General features: G+C 66.8%; 17 protein-coding genes. 11 read left to right on the top strand and 6 right to left on the bottom strand.

Going from position 1 to position 18,984, the window contains the following annotated elements:
* Positions 1 to 86: 86 nt before the first annotated feature.
* The 9 genes from ACE3SS_RS02640 to proB all read left to right on the top strand — a co-directional run bounded on the left by ACE3SS_RS02640 (position 87) and on the right by proB (position 11,740).
* A complete protein-coding gene (locus tag ACE3SS_RS02640; RefSeq protein WP_374590983.1) occupies positions 87 to 1,298 on the top strand; it encodes an efflux RND transporter periplasmic adaptor subunit in 1,212 nt (403 codons plus the stop codon).
* 10 nt (positions 1,299 to 1,308) lie between these two features.
* The gene (locus ACE3SS_RS02635; RefSeq protein ID WP_374590980.1) at positions 1,309 to 4,476 is read left to right on the top strand and encodes an efflux RND transporter permease subunit; all 3,168 of its coding nucleotides are present in this window, start codon (positions 1,309 to 1,311) and stop codon (positions 4,474 to 4,476) included.
* A gap of 11 nt (positions 4,477 to 4,487) precedes the next feature.
* Entirely contained in the window at positions 4,488 to 5,990 is a 1,503-nt protein-coding gene (locus ACE3SS_RS02630) for an efflux transporter outer membrane subunit (RefSeq protein ID WP_374590977.1), read from the top strand.
* A gap of 167 nt (positions 5,991 to 6,157) precedes the next feature.
* Complete coding sequence (locus ACE3SS_RS02625) at positions 6,158 to 7,171, top strand: integron integrase (protein WP_374590974.1); 1,014 nt, start codon at positions 6,158 to 6,160, stop codon at positions 7,169 to 7,171.
* 80 nt (positions 7,172 to 7,251) lie between these two features.
* Positions 7,252 to 8,481 (top strand): patatin-like phospholipase family protein, encoded by a 1,230-nt coding sequence (locus tag ACE3SS_RS02620; RefSeq protein WP_374590971.1) that lies wholly within the window; start codon positions 7,252 to 7,254, stop codon positions 8,479 to 8,481.
* 128 nt (positions 8,482 to 8,609) lie between these two features.
* A complete protein-coding gene (rplU, locus tag ACE3SS_RS02615; RefSeq protein ID WP_374590968.1) occupies positions 8,610 to 8,921 on the top strand; it encodes a 50S ribosomal protein L21 in 312 nt (103 codons plus the stop codon).
* A gap of 45 nt (positions 8,922 to 8,966) precedes the next feature.
* Positions 8,967 to 9,224, top strand: coding sequence for a 50S ribosomal protein L27 (rpmA, locus tag ACE3SS_RS02610; RefSeq protein WP_374590965.1), 258 nt, complete (start codon positions 8,967 to 8,969; stop codon positions 9,222 to 9,224).
* Between the two features lie 150 nt (positions 9,225 to 9,374).
* Positions 9,375 to 10,568, top strand: a complete 1,194-nt coding sequence (gene obgE, locus ACE3SS_RS02605) for a GTPase ObgE (RefSeq protein ID WP_374590963.1) — start codon at positions 9,375 to 9,377, stop codon at positions 10,566 to 10,568.
* A gap of 53 nt (positions 10,569 to 10,621) precedes the next feature.
* Positions 10,622 to 11,740 (top strand): glutamate 5-kinase, encoded by a 1,119-nt coding sequence (gene proB / locus ACE3SS_RS02600; RefSeq protein WP_374590961.1) that lies wholly within the window; start codon positions 10,622 to 10,624, stop codon positions 11,738 to 11,740.
* Positions 11,741 to 11,766: 26 nt separating this feature from the next.
* Here the strand turns inward: proB and ACE3SS_RS02595 are convergent, their stop codons facing one another.
* Positions 11,767 to 12,402, bottom strand: a complete 636-nt coding sequence (locus ACE3SS_RS02595; protein ID WP_374590986.1) for an RNA pyrophosphohydrolase — start codon at positions 12,400 to 12,402, stop codon at positions 11,767 to 11,769.
* Between the two features lie 274 nt (positions 12,403 to 12,676).
* Between ACE3SS_RS02595 and ACE3SS_RS02590 the strand changes: the two genes are divergently transcribed.
* Positions 12,677 to 14,422 carry a proline--tRNA ligase gene (locus ACE3SS_RS02590; RefSeq protein WP_374590959.1) on the top strand — a complete coding sequence of 582 codons (1,746 nt, stop codon included), beginning with the start codon at positions 12,677 to 12,679 and terminating at the stop codon, positions 14,420 to 14,422.
* Positions 14,423 to 14,431: 9 nt separating this feature from the next.
* Positions 14,432 to 15,070, top strand: coding sequence for a lytic transglycosylase domain-containing protein (locus tag ACE3SS_RS02585; RefSeq protein ID WP_374590957.1), 639 nt, complete (start codon positions 14,432 to 14,434; stop codon positions 15,068 to 15,070).
* A gap of 33 nt (positions 15,071 to 15,103) precedes the next feature.
* Here the strand turns inward: ACE3SS_RS02585 and ACE3SS_RS02580 are convergent, their stop codons facing one another.
* The 5 genes from ACE3SS_RS02580 to prfA all read right to left on the bottom strand — a co-directional run bounded on the left by ACE3SS_RS02580 (position 15,104) and on the right by prfA (position 18,934).
* A complete protein-coding gene (locus ACE3SS_RS02580; protein WP_374590955.1) occupies positions 15,104 to 15,691 on the bottom strand; it encodes a UbiX family flavin prenyltransferase in 588 nt (195 codons plus the stop codon).
* Entirely contained in the window at positions 15,688 to 16,005 is a 318-nt protein-coding gene (gene grxD, locus ACE3SS_RS02575) for a Grx4 family monothiol glutaredoxin (RefSeq protein WP_374590953.1), read from the bottom strand. Before grxD ends, ACE3SS_RS02580 begins: the two co-directional genes overlap by 4 nt.
* 143 nt (positions 16,006 to 16,148) lie before the next feature.
* Positions 16,149 to 16,826, bottom strand: a complete 678-nt coding sequence (locus tag ACE3SS_RS02570) for a hypothetical protein (RefSeq protein ID WP_374590951.1) — start codon at positions 16,824 to 16,826, stop codon at positions 16,149 to 16,151.
* Positions 16,827 to 16,979: 153 nt separating this feature from the next.
* Complete coding sequence (gene prmC, locus ACE3SS_RS02565) at positions 16,980 to 17,819, bottom strand: peptide chain release factor N(5)-glutamine methyltransferase (RefSeq protein ID WP_374590949.1); 840 nt, start codon at positions 17,817 to 17,819, stop codon at positions 16,980 to 16,982.
* Positions 17,816 to 18,934 (bottom strand): peptide chain release factor 1, encoded by a 1,119-nt coding sequence (prfA, locus tag ACE3SS_RS02560; protein WP_374590947.1) that lies wholly within the window; start codon positions 18,932 to 18,934, stop codon positions 17,816 to 17,818. Before prfA ends, prmC begins: the two co-directional genes overlap by 4 nt.
* Positions 18,935 to 18,984: the final 50 nt, after the last annotated feature.

Below are 18,984 nucleotides of genomic sequence, written 5' to 3'. Positions count from 1 at the left end.
TGCAGCACCACCAGCGCGGCCACCACGCCCGCCCCCTCCACCGAATCCTCACCATCCCACTCGACCGACGCGTCACGGAGCACTCCATGAAACCGACCCAGCAACCCCTCGTTCCCCGGCACCCCGGCCTGTTCTCGCTGTCGATCGCGACGCTGGCCATCCTGTCGTCCTTCGGTCTGCTCAGCGGCTGCAGCCAGCAGCAAGACGCCCACGCCTCGATGGCGCCGCCGCCGGCCATGCCCGTCAGCGTGGCCGCAGTCATCGCCCGGCCGGTGGCCGAGCAGCGCGAGTTCTCGGGCCGCGTCGAAGCCGTCGAGCATGCCGAGCTGCGCCCGCGCGTGGCCGGCTACATCGTGAGCGTCGGTTTCAAGCCGGGCTCGCTGGTCAAGAAGGGCGACGTGCTCTTCACCATCGACCCGCGCCCCTACCAGGCTGAAGCCGCCCGCGCCGAGGCCGCCGCCGCCAGCTCGCGCGCCCGCGCCGACCTGGCCAAGACCGAGCTCGACCGCTCCAGGCGCCTGCTGGCCGACAACGCCATCGCGCAGCGCGACTACGACGAGCGCGCCGCCAACCAGCGCCAGCTCGAAGCCACGGCCCGCGCCGATGCCGCCTCGCTGCAGACCGCCCAGCTCAACCTGGCCTGGACCAGCGTGCGCGCCCCGATCAGCGGCCGCGTCAGCAAGGCCGAGGTCACCGAAGGCAACCTGGTGGACGGCAACACCGTACTCACCTCCATCGTGTCGGCCGACCCGATCTACGTGAGCTTCACCGGCGACGAGGCCACCTACCTGCAACTCGGCAAGACGGCGCGCAACCACCCCGGCAGCGTCAAGCTCAATGCGGGCTTGTCCAATGAAGCCGGCTTCCCGCACGAAGGCCGACTGGAGTTCATCGACAACCGCGTCGACCCGGCCTCGGGCAGCGTGCGCCTGCGCGCCCTGGTGCGCAACCCCGACGGCCTGCTCACGCCGGGCCTGTATGCCCGCGTGCAGATGAGCACCGACGCAGCAGGCGGCGCGCCGTCCACGCTGGTGGCCGAGCGTGCCATCGGCACCGACCAGAGCCGCAAGTTCGTCTTCGTGCTCAACGACAAGAACCAGGCCGACTACCGCCCCGTCCAGCTGGGCTCGCGCCAGGGCGACCTGCGCGTGATCACGTCCGGCTTGAAGGCCGGCGAGCGCGTCGTGGTGGACGGCCTGCAGCGCGTGCGCCCCGGCGCCCCGCTGAGCCCGCAAGTGGTGCCGATGGAAGGCGCCGCCTCGGGCGCTGCCGCGTCCAGCGCCCCGGCCCAGCAATGAGGATCAGCCCATGAACTTCTCGAAATTCTTTGTCGACCGCCCCATCTTCGCCGGGGTGCTGTCGATCATCATCTTCGTCGCCGGGCTGATCGCCATCAACCGCCTGCCGATCTCCGAATACCCCGAGGTGGTGCCGCCGTCGGTGGTGGTCAGCACGCGCTTCCCGGGCGCCAACCCCAACGTGATCGCGCAAACCGTTGCGGCCCCGCTCGAAGAAGCGATCAACGGCGTCGAGAACATGCTCTACATGGGCTCGCAGGCCACCGGTGACGGCGGCATGAACCTGACCGTGACCTTCAAGGTCGGCACCAACGTCGAGCAGGCCGAAACGCAGGTGCAAAACCGCGTGCAGCGCGCCCTGCCGCGCCTGCCCGAAGAAGTGCGCCAGATCGGCGTGACCACGGTCAAGAGTTCGTCGAACATCACGATGGTGGTGCACCTGGTGTCGCCCAAGTCGACCTACGACGAGGTCTACCTGCGCAACTACGCCGTGCTCAACATCAAGGACCGCCTCTCGCGCATCCCTGGCATGGGCCAGGTGCAGGTGTTCGGCGCGGGCGACTACTCGATGCGCGTCTGGCTCGACCCGCAAAAGGTCGCCGCACGCGGCCTCACCGCGCCGGACGTGGTGAACGCCATCCGTGAACAGAACGTGCAGGTGGCCGCCGGCGTGGTGGGTGCCTCGCCCGCCAAGGACGCGCCCTTCCAGCTCTCGGTCAACGCCCAAGGGCGCTTGAGCACCGAAGAAGAATTCGGCGACATCATCGTCAAGACCAACGCCGACGGCGGCGTCACCCACTTGCGCGACGTGGCCCGCATCGAACTGGGTTCGTCCACCTACTCGCTGCGCTCGCTGCTCGACAACAAGCCGGCGGTGGCCATTGCGGTGTTCCAGGCCCCGCAATCCAATGCGCTGCAGCTGTCGACCGACGTGCGCAAGATGATGGAAGAGCTCAAGCGCGACTTCCCGCAGGACGTGGACTACACCGTGGTCTACGACCCCACCAAATTCGTCAGTGATTCGATCCAGGCGGTGATCCACACCCTGCTCGAAGCCGTGGCGCTGGTGGTGCTGGTGGTGATCGTGTTCCTGCAGACCTGGCGCGCGTCGATCATCCCGCTGCTGGCCGTGCCGGTGTCCATCGTCGGCACCTTCGCCGTGCTGCTGGCCTTCGGTTTCTCGATCAACACGCTGTCGCTGTTCGGCCTGGTGCTGGCCATCGGCATCGTGGTGGACGACGCCATCGTGGTGGTCGAGAACGTCGAGCGCAACATCGCATCGGGCCTCAGCCCGCGCCTGGCCACCATCCAGGCCATGAAAGAGGTGTCGGGCCCCATCATCGCGATCGCGCTGGTGCTGTGCGCGGTGTTCGTGCCCATCGCCTTCGTGTCGGGCCTCACCGGGCAGTTCTACCGCCAGTTCGCCCTGACCATCGCCATCTCGACGGTGATCTCGGCCTTCAACTCGCTCACGCTGTCGCCCGCGCTGGTTGCCGTGCTGCTGAAGCCGCACGATGCCCCGAAAGACCGCCTCTCGCGCGCCATGGACTGGGCCTTCGGCGGCTTCTTCAAGCGCTTCAACCGCTTCTTCGACCGCGCCTCGCATGGCTATCACGGCGGCGTCAAGGGCGTCATCGGCCACAAATCGGTGACGCTCATGGTGTACGCCGTGCTGATCGGGCTGGCGGTGGTGATGTTCCGCCTCGTGCCGTCGGGCTTCGTGCCGGCGCAAGACAAGTCCTACCTGATCGGCTTCGCGCAGCTGCCCGAAGCGGCCTCGCTCGACCGCACCGAAAGCGTCATCCGTCGCATGACGGACGTGACCCTGTCGGTGCCCGGCGTGAAGAACGCGGTGGCCTTCCCGGGCTTGTCGATCCACGGCTTCATGAACGCGCCCAACTCGGGCATCGTGTTCTACACGCTCGATGACTTCGACAAGCGCAAGGGCCGCTCGGCCGGCGCCATCTCGGCCGAGGTAAACCAGCGCCTGGGAGCCATCAAGGACGCCTTCATCATGGTGCTGCCCCCGCCCCCGGTTGATGGCCTGGGCACCACCGGCGGCTTCAAGCTCTACGTCGAAGACCGCGCCAACCTCGGTCAAGACGCGCTCTACCAGGCCGTGATGGCGTTGCAGATGAAGGCCTGGCAGACGCCGCAGTTGGCCGGCGTGTACTCGGGCTACCAGATCAACGTGCCGCAGCTCAACGCCGACGTCGACCGCACCAAGGCCAAGCAGCTGGGTGTGCCGCTGTCTGACATCTTCAACACGATGCAGATCAACCTCGGCTCGCTGTACGTGAACGACTTCAACAAGTTCGGTCGCACCTACCAGGTGATCGCGCAGGCGGATGCCGACTTCCGCTCCAACCCCGACTCGATCGGCCAGTACAAGGTGCGCAGCGCGGCCGGCGACATGGTGCCGTTGGGCAGCCTGGTCAAGATCACGCCCTCGTACGGCCCCGACCGCGTCGAGCGCTACAACTCGTACTTCGCGGCCGACTTCAACGGCGGCCCCGCGCCCGGTGTGTCGTCAGGTCAGGCTCAAGCCATCATGGAAAAGCTCGCCAACGAAACGCTGCCGCGCGGCGTCGGATTCGAGTGGACCGACCTAACGTATCAGGACATCCTGGCCGGCAACACCATGGTCGTGGTCTTCCCGCTGTGCGTGCTGCTGGTGTTCCTGGTGCTCGCGGCGCAGTACGAAAGCTGGACGCTGCCGCTGGCGGTGATCCTGATCGTGCCGGCGTCGATCTTGTGCGCGCTCACCGGCGTGTGGCTGACCAAGGGCGACAACAACATCTTCACGCAGATCGCGCTGTTCGTGCTGGTGGGGCTGTCGGCCAAGAACGCCATCCTGATCGTCGAGTTCGCCCGCGAGCTCGAACACCACGGTCGCACGATCGTCGAAGCCGCGCTTGAAGCCAGCCGCCTGCGTCTACGCCCCATCCTGATGACGTCGTTCGCTTTCATCATGGGCGTGCTGCCCCTGGTGTTCTCGAGCGGCGCCGGCTCCGAGATGCGCCATGCCATGGGCGTGGCCGTGTTCTCGGGCATGTTGGGCGTGACGCTGTTCGGCCTGTTCCTCACCCCGGTCTTCTACGTGCTGCTGCGCACGCTGGCCGTGCGCCTGGGCGAAAAGCGCTCGGCCCCGCCGGCCATCACCCCGCAAGAAGCTTGAAAGGTCCACCCATGAGACCCGTCTTTGGATTGATTCCCACCACCTTGCTGGCCGCCCTCGTGCTGGCCGGCTGCGCCACCGCGCCCGACGTGCCCAAGCCCGAGCTGAACGTGCCGCAAGCCTTCAAGGAAGCGGCTGATCTGCAAACCGCCGCCGAGCGCGGCCACTGGAAAGCCGCCCAACCCGCCGAAGGCCAAGACCGCGGCGCCTGGTGGCAAGCGTTTGGCGACGCCAAACTCAACGAGCTGCAACAGCAGGCCGCACAAGCCAGCCCCACGCTGGCCGCCGCCGCCGCTCGCGTGCAGGCGGCCCGTGCCGCCGTGCGTGGCAGCGAAGCCGACCGCCTGCCGCAGCTCAACGCCAGCGCCGGCGTCGGCCGCACCAAGGCCGCCGTGGTCGATGCCGGCGTGCCGTTTGGCACCAACGTGCCGCCTGTTACCGCCTGGCGCGCCGGCCTGCAGGCCAGCTACGAGGTCGACCTGTTCGGCCGCGTCAGCAACAACATCGACGCCGCCCGCGCCGACGCTCAAGCCGCCGAAGCCACCTACCGTTCGGTGCTGCTGGCGCTGCAGGCCGACGTGGCACAGACCTACTTCCAGCTGCGCGCGCTCGACGCCCAAACCGAGCTGCTGCAACGCACCGTGGCGCTGCGCGAAGACACGCTCAAGCTCACCGAGAAGCGCTTCTCGGCAGGCGATGTGTCCGAGCTCGACACCGCGCGGGCCCGCACCGAGCTGGCATCCACGCAAGCCGAGATGGCCGCGTTGCGTGGCCAGCGCGCCAATGCCGAACATGTGCTGGCGCTGCTGCTGGGTCAGACGCCCGCGTCGTTCAGCTTCGCGCCGTCCCCCCTGCCGACCGACGCCGCCGTGCCCTACGTGCCGGCCGGCCTGCCCTCGGCCCTGCTCGAGCGCCGCCCCGACGTCGCCGCCGCGCAAGCGCAGATGATGGCGGCCACCGCCCGCGTCGGCCTGGCCCGCTCGGCGCGCTTCCCGGCGCTGGCGCTCACGGCCAACGGCGGTTATGCGTCGTATGAGCTGTCCGACCTCTTCAAGTGGGACGCCCGCAGCTGGCTGGCCAGCGCCCTGCTCTCGATGCCCATCATCGACGGCGGCCGCAACCGCGCCAACATCAGCCGCGCCGAAGCCGCGCTTGACGAAAGCGTCGCCAACTACCGCCAGGCCGTGCTCGGCGCGTTTGGCGACGTCGAGGACAAGCTGTCCAACCTGTCGAGCGTGCGAGACCAGACCGAAGCGCTCGACCGCGCCGTCGTCTCGGCCCGCCGTGCGGCCGACTTGGCCGACAAGCGCTACCGCGCCGGCGAAGACAGCTACCTCACGCTCATCGACACGCAGCGCAACCTGCTGGCGGTCGAGCGGCAGGCTGTGCAGCTGCGCGGCGCCTGGGCCACGTCCACCATCGGGCTGATCCGCTCGCTGGGCGGCGGCTGGAATGCACCGGCGCAAGTGGCGCAGGCTGCTCCGGCCAACGCGCCCGCCACCGCGCCGAACTGACGGTCGGTCACCGCACGCGAACCATCCTCCTCGCTTGGCTCCCCCCCGACCAAGCTTGGCCAGATGCGCCGCCACCGGCAGCCATCTGGCCTTTTTTATGCCTTGTCGAAGCCCTCTCGCGCTGAGATACTGTTTTTAAAAACAGTACTCGGTTTCAGGGAGTTGCCATGCACACGCCGCCACCGCGCCAGGGTCGCCTGCTCGACCAACTGCGCGAAATGATCCGCTACCGTCACTACAGCCTGCGCACCGAAGAGGCCTACGTCTACTGGGTGCGGCAGTTCGTCCACTGGCACGGCCTGCGTCACCCGGCCGAACTCAGCGGCGTCGAGGTGCAAGCCTTTTTGAGCCACCTCGCCAACGAGCGCAAGGTGGCCGCCTCCACCCACCGTCAGGCGCTCAGCGCCCTGCTGTTTCTCTACAAGGACGTGCTCGGTCAGACCCTGCCCTGGATGGACGACGTCGGCCGCCCGGTGCCCAAGCGCCGCGTGCCGGTGGTGCTCACCGCCACTGAGGTGGCCGCCGTGCTGGCCGCGTTGGACGGCACCGCCAGCGTGCTCGGCCGCCTGCTCTACGGCACCGGGCTGCGCCTGATGGAGGGGCTGCGACTGCGCGTCAAAGACCTCGACTTCGATCGCAACGTGCTGATCGTGCGCGAAGGCAAAGGCGGCAAGGACCGCGTGGTGATGCTGCCGCGCAGCCTGCACGCCGACCTGCGCCGGCAGTTGGACGAAGCCCAGCAACTCTGGCGCGCCGACCGCCAGGCCGGCGTCGGTGGCGTCCACCTGCCGCACGCGCTGGAGCGCAAGTACCCGCGCGCCGGCGAGTCCTGGACGTGGTTCTGGGCCTTCCCGTCCGCCAGCCTGTCCACCGATCCGCGCAGCGGCGAAGTCCGCCGCCACCACCTGCACGAGCAGAACCTGCAACGCGCCATCAAGCAGGCCGTGCGGCGCGCCGGCATCCACAAGCCCGCGTCCGTCCACACGCTGCGGCACTCGTTCGCCACCCATTTGCTGCAAAGCGGCACCGACATCCGCACCGTGCAAGAGCTGCTCGGCCACAGCGACGTCAGCACCACCATGATCTACACCCACGTGCTCAAGGTGGCCGCCGGCACCACGGCCAGCCCGCTCGACGCCCTGGCGCTGCCCGCTCAACTGGCCAGCAGTCGTGCCGCCTGACACGAACCAGCCAAAAGCCAGGCCACGCGCGAGGTGTTGCCCTAGTTATCCCCCGCCCAGCTTTGGCCGATAAAGCCTCCATGAGCACGGACCTCACCGGATTGATCCTCACGGGCGGCGGCGCGCGAGCGGCCTACCAGGTCGGCGTGCTGCAAGCCTTTGCGGCCATCCGTCGCAGCTGCGGCATCACCTCGGGCAACCCCTTCCCCGTCATCGCCGGCACCTCGGCGGGCGCCATCAACGCCGCCGGGCTGGCCTGTCGTTCCGACGATTTCGATCACGCCATCGACACCATGGTCGGCATCTGGAGCAACATCCACGCCGAAGACATCTACCGCGCCGACTCCTTCGGCGTGATCCGCGCCGGCGCGCGCTGGCTGAGCCTGTTTTCGATGGGCTGGGCCCTCGCCCGCTGGCGCCGCATGCGCCCCCGCTCGCTGCTCGACAACGCCCCGATGCACCACACGCTGTCCAAGCTGGTGCCGCTGGAGCGCCTGCCGCGCGTCTTCGCCGAGGGGCACATGCATGCGCTGGCCATCTCGGCGTCGAGCTACACCACCGGCGAGCACATCACCTTCTACGAAACCTCGCACGACATCCCGCCCTGGGAGCGCACCCAGCGCCACGCCGTGCGCGACCGCATCACCCACGCGCACCTGCAAGCCTCGTCGGCCATCCCGTTCGTCTTCCCGGCGGTGGCTCTGCCCATCGACCAGCAACGCCACTACTTCGGCGACGGCTCCATGCGTCAGGCCGCCCCGATCTCGCCGGCCATCCATCTGGGCGCCAAGAAGGTGCTGGTCATCGGTGCCGGCCGCATGCACGAGCCGCCGCCCAGCGAGCGCAAGCTGCACCACGAATACCCCAACCTCGCGCAGATCGCCGGCCACGCGCTGTCCAACATCTTCCTGGACGCCCTCGCCGTCGATGTCGAACGCCTGCAGCGCATCAACCGCACCGTGTCGTTGCTGCCGCCGGAGGTGCGGGCGCAGTCCAGCCTCAAGCCGATCGAGGTGCTCGTGATCGCCCCCAGCCAGCGGCTCGACGACATCGCCGGGCGCAACCTGGGCGCCCTGCCGCACTCCATCCGCGCCATGCTGCGCGCCGTGGGGGTCTACGGCCGCGGCGAAACCGCCCGCGGCGCGGCCTTCGCCAGCTACCTGCTGTTTGAAAAGGCCTACACCCACGAGCTCATGACCCTGGGTTACGCCGACACCATGGCCCGCCACGACGACGTGGTGCGCTTCATGGGCTGGCCCAAACCGGCCCCCGCCAAGCAGCTCACACCAGTCGCCGAAACTCAGCTATAATTGCCGGCTTTGCCAAAGATGCGTTTGCCTGTAACCGCCGAAAGGTGGTCCATCGGTGCAGTGCAGCGGCGGCAAATTCTGGTTGGGTGGGCAATTTCGCCAACCCACTTATTTGTTAAGGGGCTGATATGTACGCGGTCATAAAAACCGGTGGCAAGCAATACAAGGTTGCTGCTGGCGAAAAGATCAAAGTAGAACAGATTGCTGCGGAAGTTGGCCAAGAGATCGTGATCGACCAAGTTCTCGCCGTTGGTAACGGCGCCGAACTGAAGGTTGGCACGCCCTTGGTTGCTGGCGCGACAGTCAAGGCCACGGTTGTGGCACAAGGCAAGCACGACAAAGTTCGCATCTTCAAGATGCGTCGTCGCAAGCACTATCAAAAGCGCCAAGGTCACCGTCAGACCTACACCGAGCTGCAAATCAGCGCGGTCAATGGTTGATTGACGACTGATCCACTGTTCTCGAAGCATCCAAGGAGCTAAGAAATGGCACAGAAAAAAGGCGGCGGTTCCACACGGAACGGCCGCGATTCCCAACCGAAAATGCTGGGCGTGAAGGCCTACGGCGGCCAAGTCATCTCGGCTGGCTCGATCATCGTGCGCCAACGCGGCACCCAATTCCACGCTGGTGACAACGTCGGCACCGGTCGCGACCACACCCTGTTCGCGCTGGTCGACGGCACCGTGTCGTTCGCCGTCAAGGGCCCGCAAAGCCGTCGTACCGTCATCGTGACGCCGGTTTGATTCGGCGAGCGGCACCGCCGCTCATCGATTCGAGACAAAGCCCCGGCTCGCCGGGGCTTTTTCGTTAGCGACGCACTGTGTCGCACCAGACTCATCCCTTCCTCCTCGCTGCCGCTACCATCGGCTACCGCGCATAAAAGATCCGAACCCATGAAATTTGTCGATGAAGTCACGATCGACGTTGCCGCCGGCGACGGTGGCAACGGCTGCGCCAGCTTTCGCCGCGAGAAGTTCATTCCTTTCGGCGGCCCCGATGGCGGCGACGGCGGGCGTGGCGGCTCGGTCTGGGCCGAGGCCAACCCGAACCTGAACACCCTGGTCGACTTCCGCTACGCGCGCCGCTACGAGGCCAAGCGCGGCGAGAACGGTCGCGGCACCGACCAATACGGCGCCGCCGCCGATGACGTGATCCTGCGCATGCCGGTCGGCACCATCATCACCGACGTCGAAACCGACGAGCGCATCGGCGAACTGCTCGAACCAGGCGAACGCATCCTGATTGCCAAGGGTGGCGATGGCGGTTTCGGCAACCTGCATTTCAAGACCAGCACCAACCGCGCGCCGCGCAAGAAAACGCCCGGCTGGCCCGGCGAGCAGCGCAGCGTGCGCCTGGAGTTGCGAGTGCTGGCCGACGTGGGCCTGCTCGGCATGCCCAACGCCGGCAAATCGACCTTCATCGCGGCCGTGTCCAACGCCCGCCCGAAGATCGCCGACTACCCGTTCACCACCCTGCACCCCAATCTCGGCGTGGTGCGCGTTGGCCCTGAAAAGAGCTTCGTGGTCGCCGACATCCCCGGCCTGATCGAAGGTGCCGCCGAAGGCGCTGGCCTGGGCCACACCTTCTTGCGCCACTTGCAGCGCACCCGCGTGCTGCTGCACATCGTCGATCTCGCGCCCTTCGATGAGGGCGTTGACCCGGTCGCGCAAGCCAAGGCCATCGTCAACGAGCTCAAGAAGTACGACAAGGCCCTGTACGACAAGCCGCGCTGGCTGGTGCTCAACAAGCTCGACATGGTCCCGGCCGAAGAGCGCGTCGCCCGCGTGAAGGACTTCGTCAAGCGCTACAAGTGGAAGGGCCCGGTCTTCGAGATCTCAGCGCTCACGCGCGAAGGCTGCGAGCAATTGATCCGCACCATCTACGAGCACGTCGCGGCCGAGCAGCAGCAACCCGTCATCGAGCACGACGTGCGCTTCGACGGCCCGCTGCCCGACGCCGAACCGACCGCGCCGCAACCTCGTCCGCGCAAGCCCCGCAAGTCGGCTGCCCAGCGCGCCGCCGAACTGGCCGCGCAAGAAGGCGACGACGGCTTCACGCCCGACGCCGACGACCCGCGCTTTCGCTGACCGTCGCATCGCCCTCCCGTAGCCAACCGCATCGCCTTGTTCCGCACCGCGCCATGAGTGACGTTCTGAAAAACGCCCGCCGCATCGTCGTCAAAGTCGGCTCCAGCCTTGTCACCAACGAAGGTCGCGGAGTCGACGCCCAAGCCATCGGCAACTGGTGCCGCCAACTCGCCGCACTGGCCGCCGACGGCCGCGAGGTGGTGATGGTGTCGAGCGGCGCCATCGCCGAAGGCATGAAGCGCCTGGGCTGGACCACCCGCCCGAAAGAGCTGCACGAGCTGCAGGCCGCCGCCGCCGTCGGCCAGATGGGCCTGGCACAGATGTACGAATCGAAGCTCAGCGAGCAAGGCATGGGCAGCGCCCAGGTGCTGCTGACGCACGCCGACCTGGCCGACCGCGAGCGCTACCTCAACGCCCGCTCGACGCTGCTGACGCTGCTGACGCACCGCGTGGTGCCGGTCATCAACGAGAACGACACCGTCGTCAACGATGAGATCAAGTTCGGCGACAACGACACGCTGGGCGCATTGGTGGCCAACCTGGTCGAGGCCGACGCGCTGGTCATCCTGACCGACCAGAAAGGGCTCTACAGCGCCGACCCGCGCAAGGACCCGACCGCGCGCTTCATCGACGTGGCCACGGCGGGCGACCCCGCGCTCGAGCAGATGGCCGGCGGTGCCGGCTCACGCGTGGGCACCGGCGGCATGATCACCAAGGTGCTCGCCGCCAAGCGTGCCGCGCGCAGCGGCGCCAGCACCGTGATCGCCTGGGGCCGCGAGCCGGACGCGCTGGTGCGCCTGGCACAAGGCGAGTCCATCGGCACGCTGTTCGTGGCCAGCACGGCCAAGCAGGCGGCGCGCAAGCAATGGATGGCCGACCACCTGCAACTGCGCGGCTCGGTGCTGATCGACGCCGGCGCCGTCACCAAGCTCAGCCAGGGCGGCGCGAGCCTGCTGCCGATCGGCGTGACCGAGGTGCAGGGCGACTTTCATCGTGGCGACGTGATCGCGGTGCGCAACGCCGCTGGCGCCGAAATTGCCCGCGGCCTGACCAACTACGACAGCGCCGAGGCGCGCCTCATCGCCCGTCGCGCCAGCAGCGAGATCGAAACCCTGCTGGGCTACGCCAACGAGCCCGAGCTCATCCACCGCGACAACCTGATCCTGGCCTGATCCCGCAGGCTCGCGCCCCCGCTTGATCAAAGATCGGAGTCGCCGATGTGGCTGACGACATCGACCACCGGGGCGGGTTCGTCAGCCGCATGATGCACGTGCCCTTGCACGCCGTCCTGTTCGTGAGCGACCTCGTCAGGGCGTCGCGGCGGACGCATGCCCGAACGCAGATACCGGTTGTGCCCACCAAGACGCGGGATATAGCGCGACAGCTCAGTCAAGGCGAGCTGATAGACCTCGCGCTTGAATTCGATCACCACGTCGAGCGGCACCCAGTAGTCATGCCAACGCCAGGCGTCGAACTCGGGGTGGCTGGTGGCGCGCAGGTTCATGTCTGAATCGCGCCCGGTAAGCTGCAGCAGAAACCAGATCTGTTTCTGCCCCTTGTAGTGCCCCCGCGCATCACGGCGGATGAAGTGGTCGGGCACCTCGTAACGCAGCCAGTCGCGCGTGCGCGCAACGATGCGGACGTGCTCGGGCAGCAACCCCACTTCTTCGTGGAGTTCTCGGTACATGGCCTGCTCGGGCGACTCACCATACTTGATGCCGCCTTGCGGAAATTGCCAGGAATGGGTGCGGATGCGTTTGCCCCAGAAAACCTGGTTCCGGCTATTGAGCAGGATGATGCCGACGTTGGGCCTGAAGCCTTCACGGTCGAGCATAATCAACTCCAAATTCTTAACTGGGTTCATTATTGCATCGGCGCCGATGCACGCAAGCGGGGTCATACCCGTTTTGATAGCTATCGGCCGTTAATGCGATGCCATTGCGCGGCAACTTGCAATGGTCAGTTGCCGCCGCGAGCCCCAACGCCGTACTTGAGCTGACCACCGCGTCGCACATAAGCTCAAACCCGGTTTGATCCGCGCGCCACAACGGTTTGCGCCCCCCCTGACACGCCCCATCCGTTTACCGCCACTTATTGCCACAGCCCGCATGAAAGCCTCCCAGTTCTTCATCTCGACGCTCAAAGAAGCCCCCACCGACGCTGAAATCGTGAGCCACAAACTCATGATGCGCGCCGGCCTCATCAAGAAGCTCGGTGCCGGCCTGTACAACTACATGCCAATGGGTTTGCGCTCGATTCGCAAGGTCGAGGCGATCATCCGCTCCGAGATGGATCGTGCCGGTGCGGTCGAGTTGACCATGCCCGTGGTGCAGCCCGCCGAGCTGTGGCAAGAAACCGGCCGCTTCGACAAGATGGGCCCCGAGCTGCTGCGTGTGAAAGACCGCCACGACCGTGACTTCATCATCCAGCCGACGGCCGAAGAGGTGGTCACCGACATCGCTCGCCAGGAGCTGCGCAGCTACCGCCAGCTGCCGAAGAACTTCTATCAGATCCAGACCAAGTTCCGCGACGAGCGCCGCCCGCGCTTTGGCGTGATGCGCGGTCGCGAGTTCACGATGAAGGACGCCTACTCCTTCGACCGCGACGTCGAGTCGGCCGGCAAGAGCTACGACAAGATGTACGCTGCCTACTGCCGCATCTTCGACCGCCTCGGGTTGCAATACCGCGCCGTGGCCGCCGACACCGGCGCCATCGGCGGCGACCGTTCGCACGAATTCCAGGTGATCGCCGACACCGGCGAAGACGCCATCGTCTACTGCCCGAACAGCGACTACGCCGCCAACATCGAGCTGGCCGAGTCCGGCCCGCTGATCGCCCAGCGCGGCACCGCCACGCAAGCCCTGCAAAAAGTGGCAACCCCCGGCAAGACCTCGTGCGCCGATGTGGCCGCGCTGCTCGGCCTGCCGTTGACGCAAACCGTGAAGTCGCTGGTGCTGGCCACCGACGAACTCGACGAGGCCGGCGAGATCGTCAAATCGACCGTGTGGCTGCTGCTGGTGCGTGGCGACCACGACCTCAACGAAGTGAAGGCCGGCAAGGTCGAGGGCCTCAAGAACGGCTTCCGCTTCGCTACCGAAAAGGAAATCATCGAGCACTTCGGCACCAAGCCCGGCTACCTGGGCCCGATCGGCTTGAAGCAGCCGGTGAAGATCGTGGCCGACCGCACGGTGGCCAACATGCACGACTTCGTGACCGGCGCCAACGAGGCCGATTTCCACATCCAGGGCGTGAACTGGGGCCGCGACCTGCCTGAGCCCGACGTGGTGGCGGACATCCGCAACGTGGTCGAGGGCGACCCCTCGCCGGACGGCAAGGGCGCGCTGGCGATTCAGCGCGGTATCGAGGTCGGCCACGTGTTCTTCCTGGGCACCAAGTACAGCGCCGCGATGAACGCCACCTTCCTCGACGAAACCGGCAAGCCCAAGCTGTTCGAAATGGGCTGCTACGGCATCGGCGTGACCCGCATTCTGGGCGCGGCAATCGAACAAAATCACGACGATCGCGGCATCATTTGGCCCGATTCGATCGCACCGTTTACTGTCAGCATCTGTCCGATCGGATACGACCGCTCGGCAGACGTCAAAGCCATGGCCGACCGTCTGTACGACGAGCTGCTGGCGCTAGGCATCGACGCCATCCTCGACGACCGCGGCGAGCGCCCGGGCGCGATGTTCGCCGACTGGGAGTTGATCGGCGTGCCGCACCGGGTGGTGCTGTCCGACCGCGGGCTCAAGGACGGCCAGGTCGAATACCAGGGCCGACGTGAGACCGAAGCCACAAAAGTGGCGCTCAACGAGATCGTCACCCTGTTGCGCGCCAAGCTGAAGATCTAGTATTTTCAAATGTCGACCCGAAGTTTCTTCTCGAAAGCCATCACCACGCGTTGCGTGGGGCTGGCTTGCGCGCTGGCGCTGACGGGCTGGCCCCTGCTGGCCCAGGCTGGCGCGCAGAAAGAAGAGCCGCTGGCCGATGCCGTGCGTACCGCGCTGAGCGCCGCCGTGAGTGACGGCGCCCCGCCCCGCATGCAGTTCGACAAGGTCGAGGATCGCATTGCCTATGCACGCTGGGTTGGCGCTAACGGCGACAAGCTCAAGCGCAAGTACACCGACTTCCAGGTGCGCCGCGAGTTTCTCGAAGCCGTCTGGTACGAGAGCCGCCGCGCCGGACTCGACCCGTCGCTCGTGCTGGGCTTGATCGAGGTGGAAAGCGGCTTTCGCAAATACGCCATCAGCAGCGTCGGTGCCCGGGGCTATATGCAGGTCATGCCGTTCTGGATCCGCTCCATCGGCGACGGCGACACCGGCAAGCTCTTTCACATGCAAGCCAATCTGCGCTTCGGCTGCGTGATCCTGCGCCATTACATCGACGTGGAACGGGGCGACCTGTTCATGGCGCTCGGCCGCTACAACGGCAGCCGGGGCCGGGCCGAATACCCCAACGCCGTGCTGGGCGCACGCAAGCGCTGGGAAGTCAAAACCTAGTCGACTCGGCCATGCCCAGTTCGAGCAACCGGGTCAGAGGCCACCCCACTCGCGCGGCGTAGCGCCGCACAAGCCCACCAGGGCCAGCACGCGTTCGACTGTCTCACCGACCAACTCGTCGATCGACTGCGGTCGGTGATAGAAAGCCGGCAGCGGCGGAAAAACGATGCCGCCCATTTCGGTGACGGCCGTCATGTTGCGCAAATGCGCGAGGTTGAACGGGGTTTCACGCACCATCAACACCAGGCGTCGGCGCTCTTTCAGCGTGACGTCGGCGGCGCGGGTGAGCAGGTTGTCGCCCATGCCATGCGCGATGGCGGCCAACGATTTCATGCTGCACGGCGCCACCACCATCGCCTCGCTGGCGAAACTGCCGCTGGCAATGCAGGCCCCGACGTCGCCCGGCGCGTGAGCCTGATCGGCCAACGCTTCCAGCTCGGCCCGGTCGAGGCCGAGTTCGTGGTGGGCATTGAGGATGCCCGCGGGGGTGGCGACCAAATGGGTCTGCGCCCCCAACTCGCGAGCACGCTGCAACAGTCGCACCCCGTAAATGGCCCCGCTGGCGCCGGTCAGCCCCACGATCAAGAGAGGCGTGCGCCCGGCAGCCGGGCTGGTGCTCATGCGGCGGCTTGCAGCAGTTGCGCGAGCTCGCCGCTCTGGTACATCTCCATCATGATGTCGGAGCCGCCGATGAATTCACCGTTGATATAGAGCTGCGGAATGGTCGGCCAGTTGGCGTAGTCCTTGATGCCCTGGCGCACGGCTTCATCTTCGAGCACGTTGAAGGTCTTGAAGCCGGTGACGCCGCTGGCCTTGAGGATTTCGACCGCGCGCCCCGAGAAACCGCACATCGGAAACTGGGCCGTGCCCTTCATGAAGAGCACCACGGGGTTGCTTTTGACGAGATCGTCGATGCGCTGTTGAACGTCGCTCATGGCTGTATCCAAAAAAACAAGTATTGAAAAAGTGTGAGTGTGCCGGTTATACGGCAAAGCGCGAACGGATGCCTTGAACCAGGCGCAATATCCCGGCACGCCAGCGGACGATCCGTCCGGGCCCATCGCCGGCGGCAACCGGGTCAGAACGAGTAGCTCAACCCCACCTGCACCATGGGTTGCAGACGCATGTCGTGCATCATGTCGTCCACGCTGTTGAGCCCGTTGGTCAGGACGCGTCCGATCTTGCTGGCCGAGCCGGGGTTGCGCGAAATCAGCCCCAGGTCGGCACTGAAGCGCCACGCGCCGTCTTCCAGGGGGCCGCTGAACCCTGCTCCCACGTAAGGCACCGTTGTCGAGGTCGCCGCGCTGCCCCCATCCAGCGGATCAACGGTGTTGGCGACGGGCGTGCCCCACCCGAGGCGGGGCACGCTGAGGCTGAGGCTGCGCGCGCTGCCAAGAGGGTTGGCGGACGGCAGCCAAGGCGTGATCGACGAGCCGCCGATCATGCCGCCGGTAGCGCGAAAACCGCTGGTGGGCGAGAAGAAATAATCTTCGAGAACCCGCACGCCGCGCACCTTCAGGCCGTCTCCGTTGGCGGCGATGAGTTGATCGTTCAGACCCGAGCCCAGTCCGCCGCCGCTTACCAGCAACACGGTGCGCTCGCGCCAGACCGGAGCAAACAAGGCTTGAGCCCCCAAAGGCGCTGCCGTGGCACGAGACGGCAACTTCAGCCCCGGCGAGCCGCCCGACTGGGCGCAGGCGGGCCACGCCGCGAACATCGCGGCGAGCACCCCAACGCTCCAACCAAGCAGCTTCATGGCGTCTCCTGCGGACTCCGGTGTTCAACCACGTCAAACGACGCTGAACGTCGCCGACCAAGTGGTCTTGTGACTCATGCTACGACGTTTGATTTCCGCCGGGGCCATTTTTACAGCGGCAACCACTTGTTTGCGGCGCTCGAAAGCCCTGAGTCAGACCCCGCTCATGCCGAGCCAGCAACCGCCCGTACAGCGCACATGCCCGCCCAGATCGGAGCGTCCGCTCACATGTTGAAACCCGCGGGTTTCCAGCAGAGACCGCACCGCCTCGTGCTGGTTGTAACCATGTTCCAACACCAGCCAGGCGCCGGCTCGCAGGTAGGGCGGTGCGTCTTGCACGATGATGCGGATGGCATCGAGCCCGTCGGGGCCCGAGGTCAGGGCGAGTTGCGGCTCGTGCTGCAGATCGGCCAGGTGCGGGTCCCCCTCGCAGATGTAGGGCGGGTTGCTGACCACCAGATCGAACTGCCGCCCCGCCAGCGGCTGCCACCAGCTGCCGTGCAGCCACTCCACCGCCAGATTGATGCGCAGCGCGTTGGCCCGCGCCATGGCCAGCGCCGCCTCGCTCAGGTCGACCGCGCAAACCCGCGCGCTGCGCCGGTGGGTCTTGATGGCCAGCGCCAGCGCGCCGCTGCCGGTGCCGAGGTCGGCCACGTCGCGCTCCTCACCGTCGGGCAGCAGGTGCAGCGCCCACTCGACCAGGGTTTCGGTATCGGGGCGCGGAATGAGCACGTCGGGGCTGACGTGCAGATTGAGACCGTAGAACTCCTTTTCGCCCAGCAGGTAGGCCAGCGGTTCGCCGGCGGCACGGCGCTCGACCAGACGCTGGTAGTGGGCGTGCTGCTCGCTGGTCATGACCGCGTCGCCGTGGGCGATCAGCCAACTGCGGGGGTGGCGCATCACGGCGGACAACAGCAGTTGCGAATCCAGCCGGTCCACGCCACGGGCGCGTGCCGAGCGCAACGCCACTTCGACCGAATGGTGGTTGATCATGCGCCCACCCCGAGGCTGGCTTCGAGCTCGGCCAGTTGGTCGGCCGCCTGCGCGGCCTGCAACGCGGCGATCACGTCGTCGAGGTCGCCTTCCATGATGGCGCCGAGCTTGTAGAGCGTCAGGTTGATGCGGTGATCGGTGAGACGGCCCTGCGGGAAGTTGTAGGTGCGGATGCGGTCGGAGCGATCGCCGGTGCCGACCAGGCTCTTGCGCGTGGCCGCCTCCTTGGCTTGCCGCGCGGCGCGCTCCTGGTCGCGGATGCGGGCACTGAGCACCGCCAGCGCCTTGGCCTTGTTGCGGTGCTGGCTGCGGTCGTCCTGGCACTCGGCGACGATGCCGGTCGGGATGTGCGTGATACGCACCGCCGAGTCGGTCTTGTTGATGTGCTGCCCGCCGGCGCCGCTGGCGCGGTAGGTGTCGATGCGCAAGTCGGCCGGGTTGATCTGCACCTCTTCGGCCTCGTCGGGCTCGGGCAGCACGGCCACGGTGCAGGCGCTGGTGTGGATGCGCCCCTGCGCCTCGGTGGCCGGCACGCGCTGCACGCGGTGGCCGCCGGACTCGAACTTGAGACGGCCGTAGACGCCCCCTCCATCGTTGCTGCCTTCGAGCCGCAGGACGATTTCTTTGTAGCCGCCCAGGTCGGACTCGTTGGCCGACAGCACCTCGCAGCGCCAGCCCTGGCGCTCAGCGTAGCGGGTGTAAAGGCGAGCCAGATCACCGGCAAACAGCGCGGACTCGTCGCCGCCCGTGCCGGCGCGGATTTCAAGAAACGCGTTGCGCTCGTCGTCCGGGTCTTTCGGCAGCAACGCATGTTGCAGCTCGCCATCCAACTGGGCGATGTCGGCCTCGGCCTGGGCGATCTCGTCGCGCGCCATCTGCGTCATCTCGTCGTCGGTAGCGGCATCGGCCAGCATCTCGCGGGCACCGGCCAGATCGGACTCGCGCTGGGTGAAGCGACGGTAGCGGTCGAGCAGGCCCGACACTTCGGCATGCTCGCGCGACAGGGCCCGAAAGCGCTTCACGTCGGCCGCCACGGTGGGGTCGGCCAGGGCGGCGTCCAGCTCGGGCAGGCGCTCGCCGAGGCGGTCGAGTTGATGGCGCAGGGCGTCTTTCATGGGGATGGGGCAGCAACGAAAACGAGGGACCGGCGACACGCCGGCAGCGA

It is taken from the genome of Aquabacterium sp., from assembly GCF_041915145.1.
Taxonomy (GTDB): domain Bacteria; phylum Pseudomonadota; class Gammaproteobacteria; order Burkholderiales; family Burkholderiaceae_C; genus Aquabacterium.
This window is presented reverse-complemented; position numbering and strand designations above follow the sequence as displayed.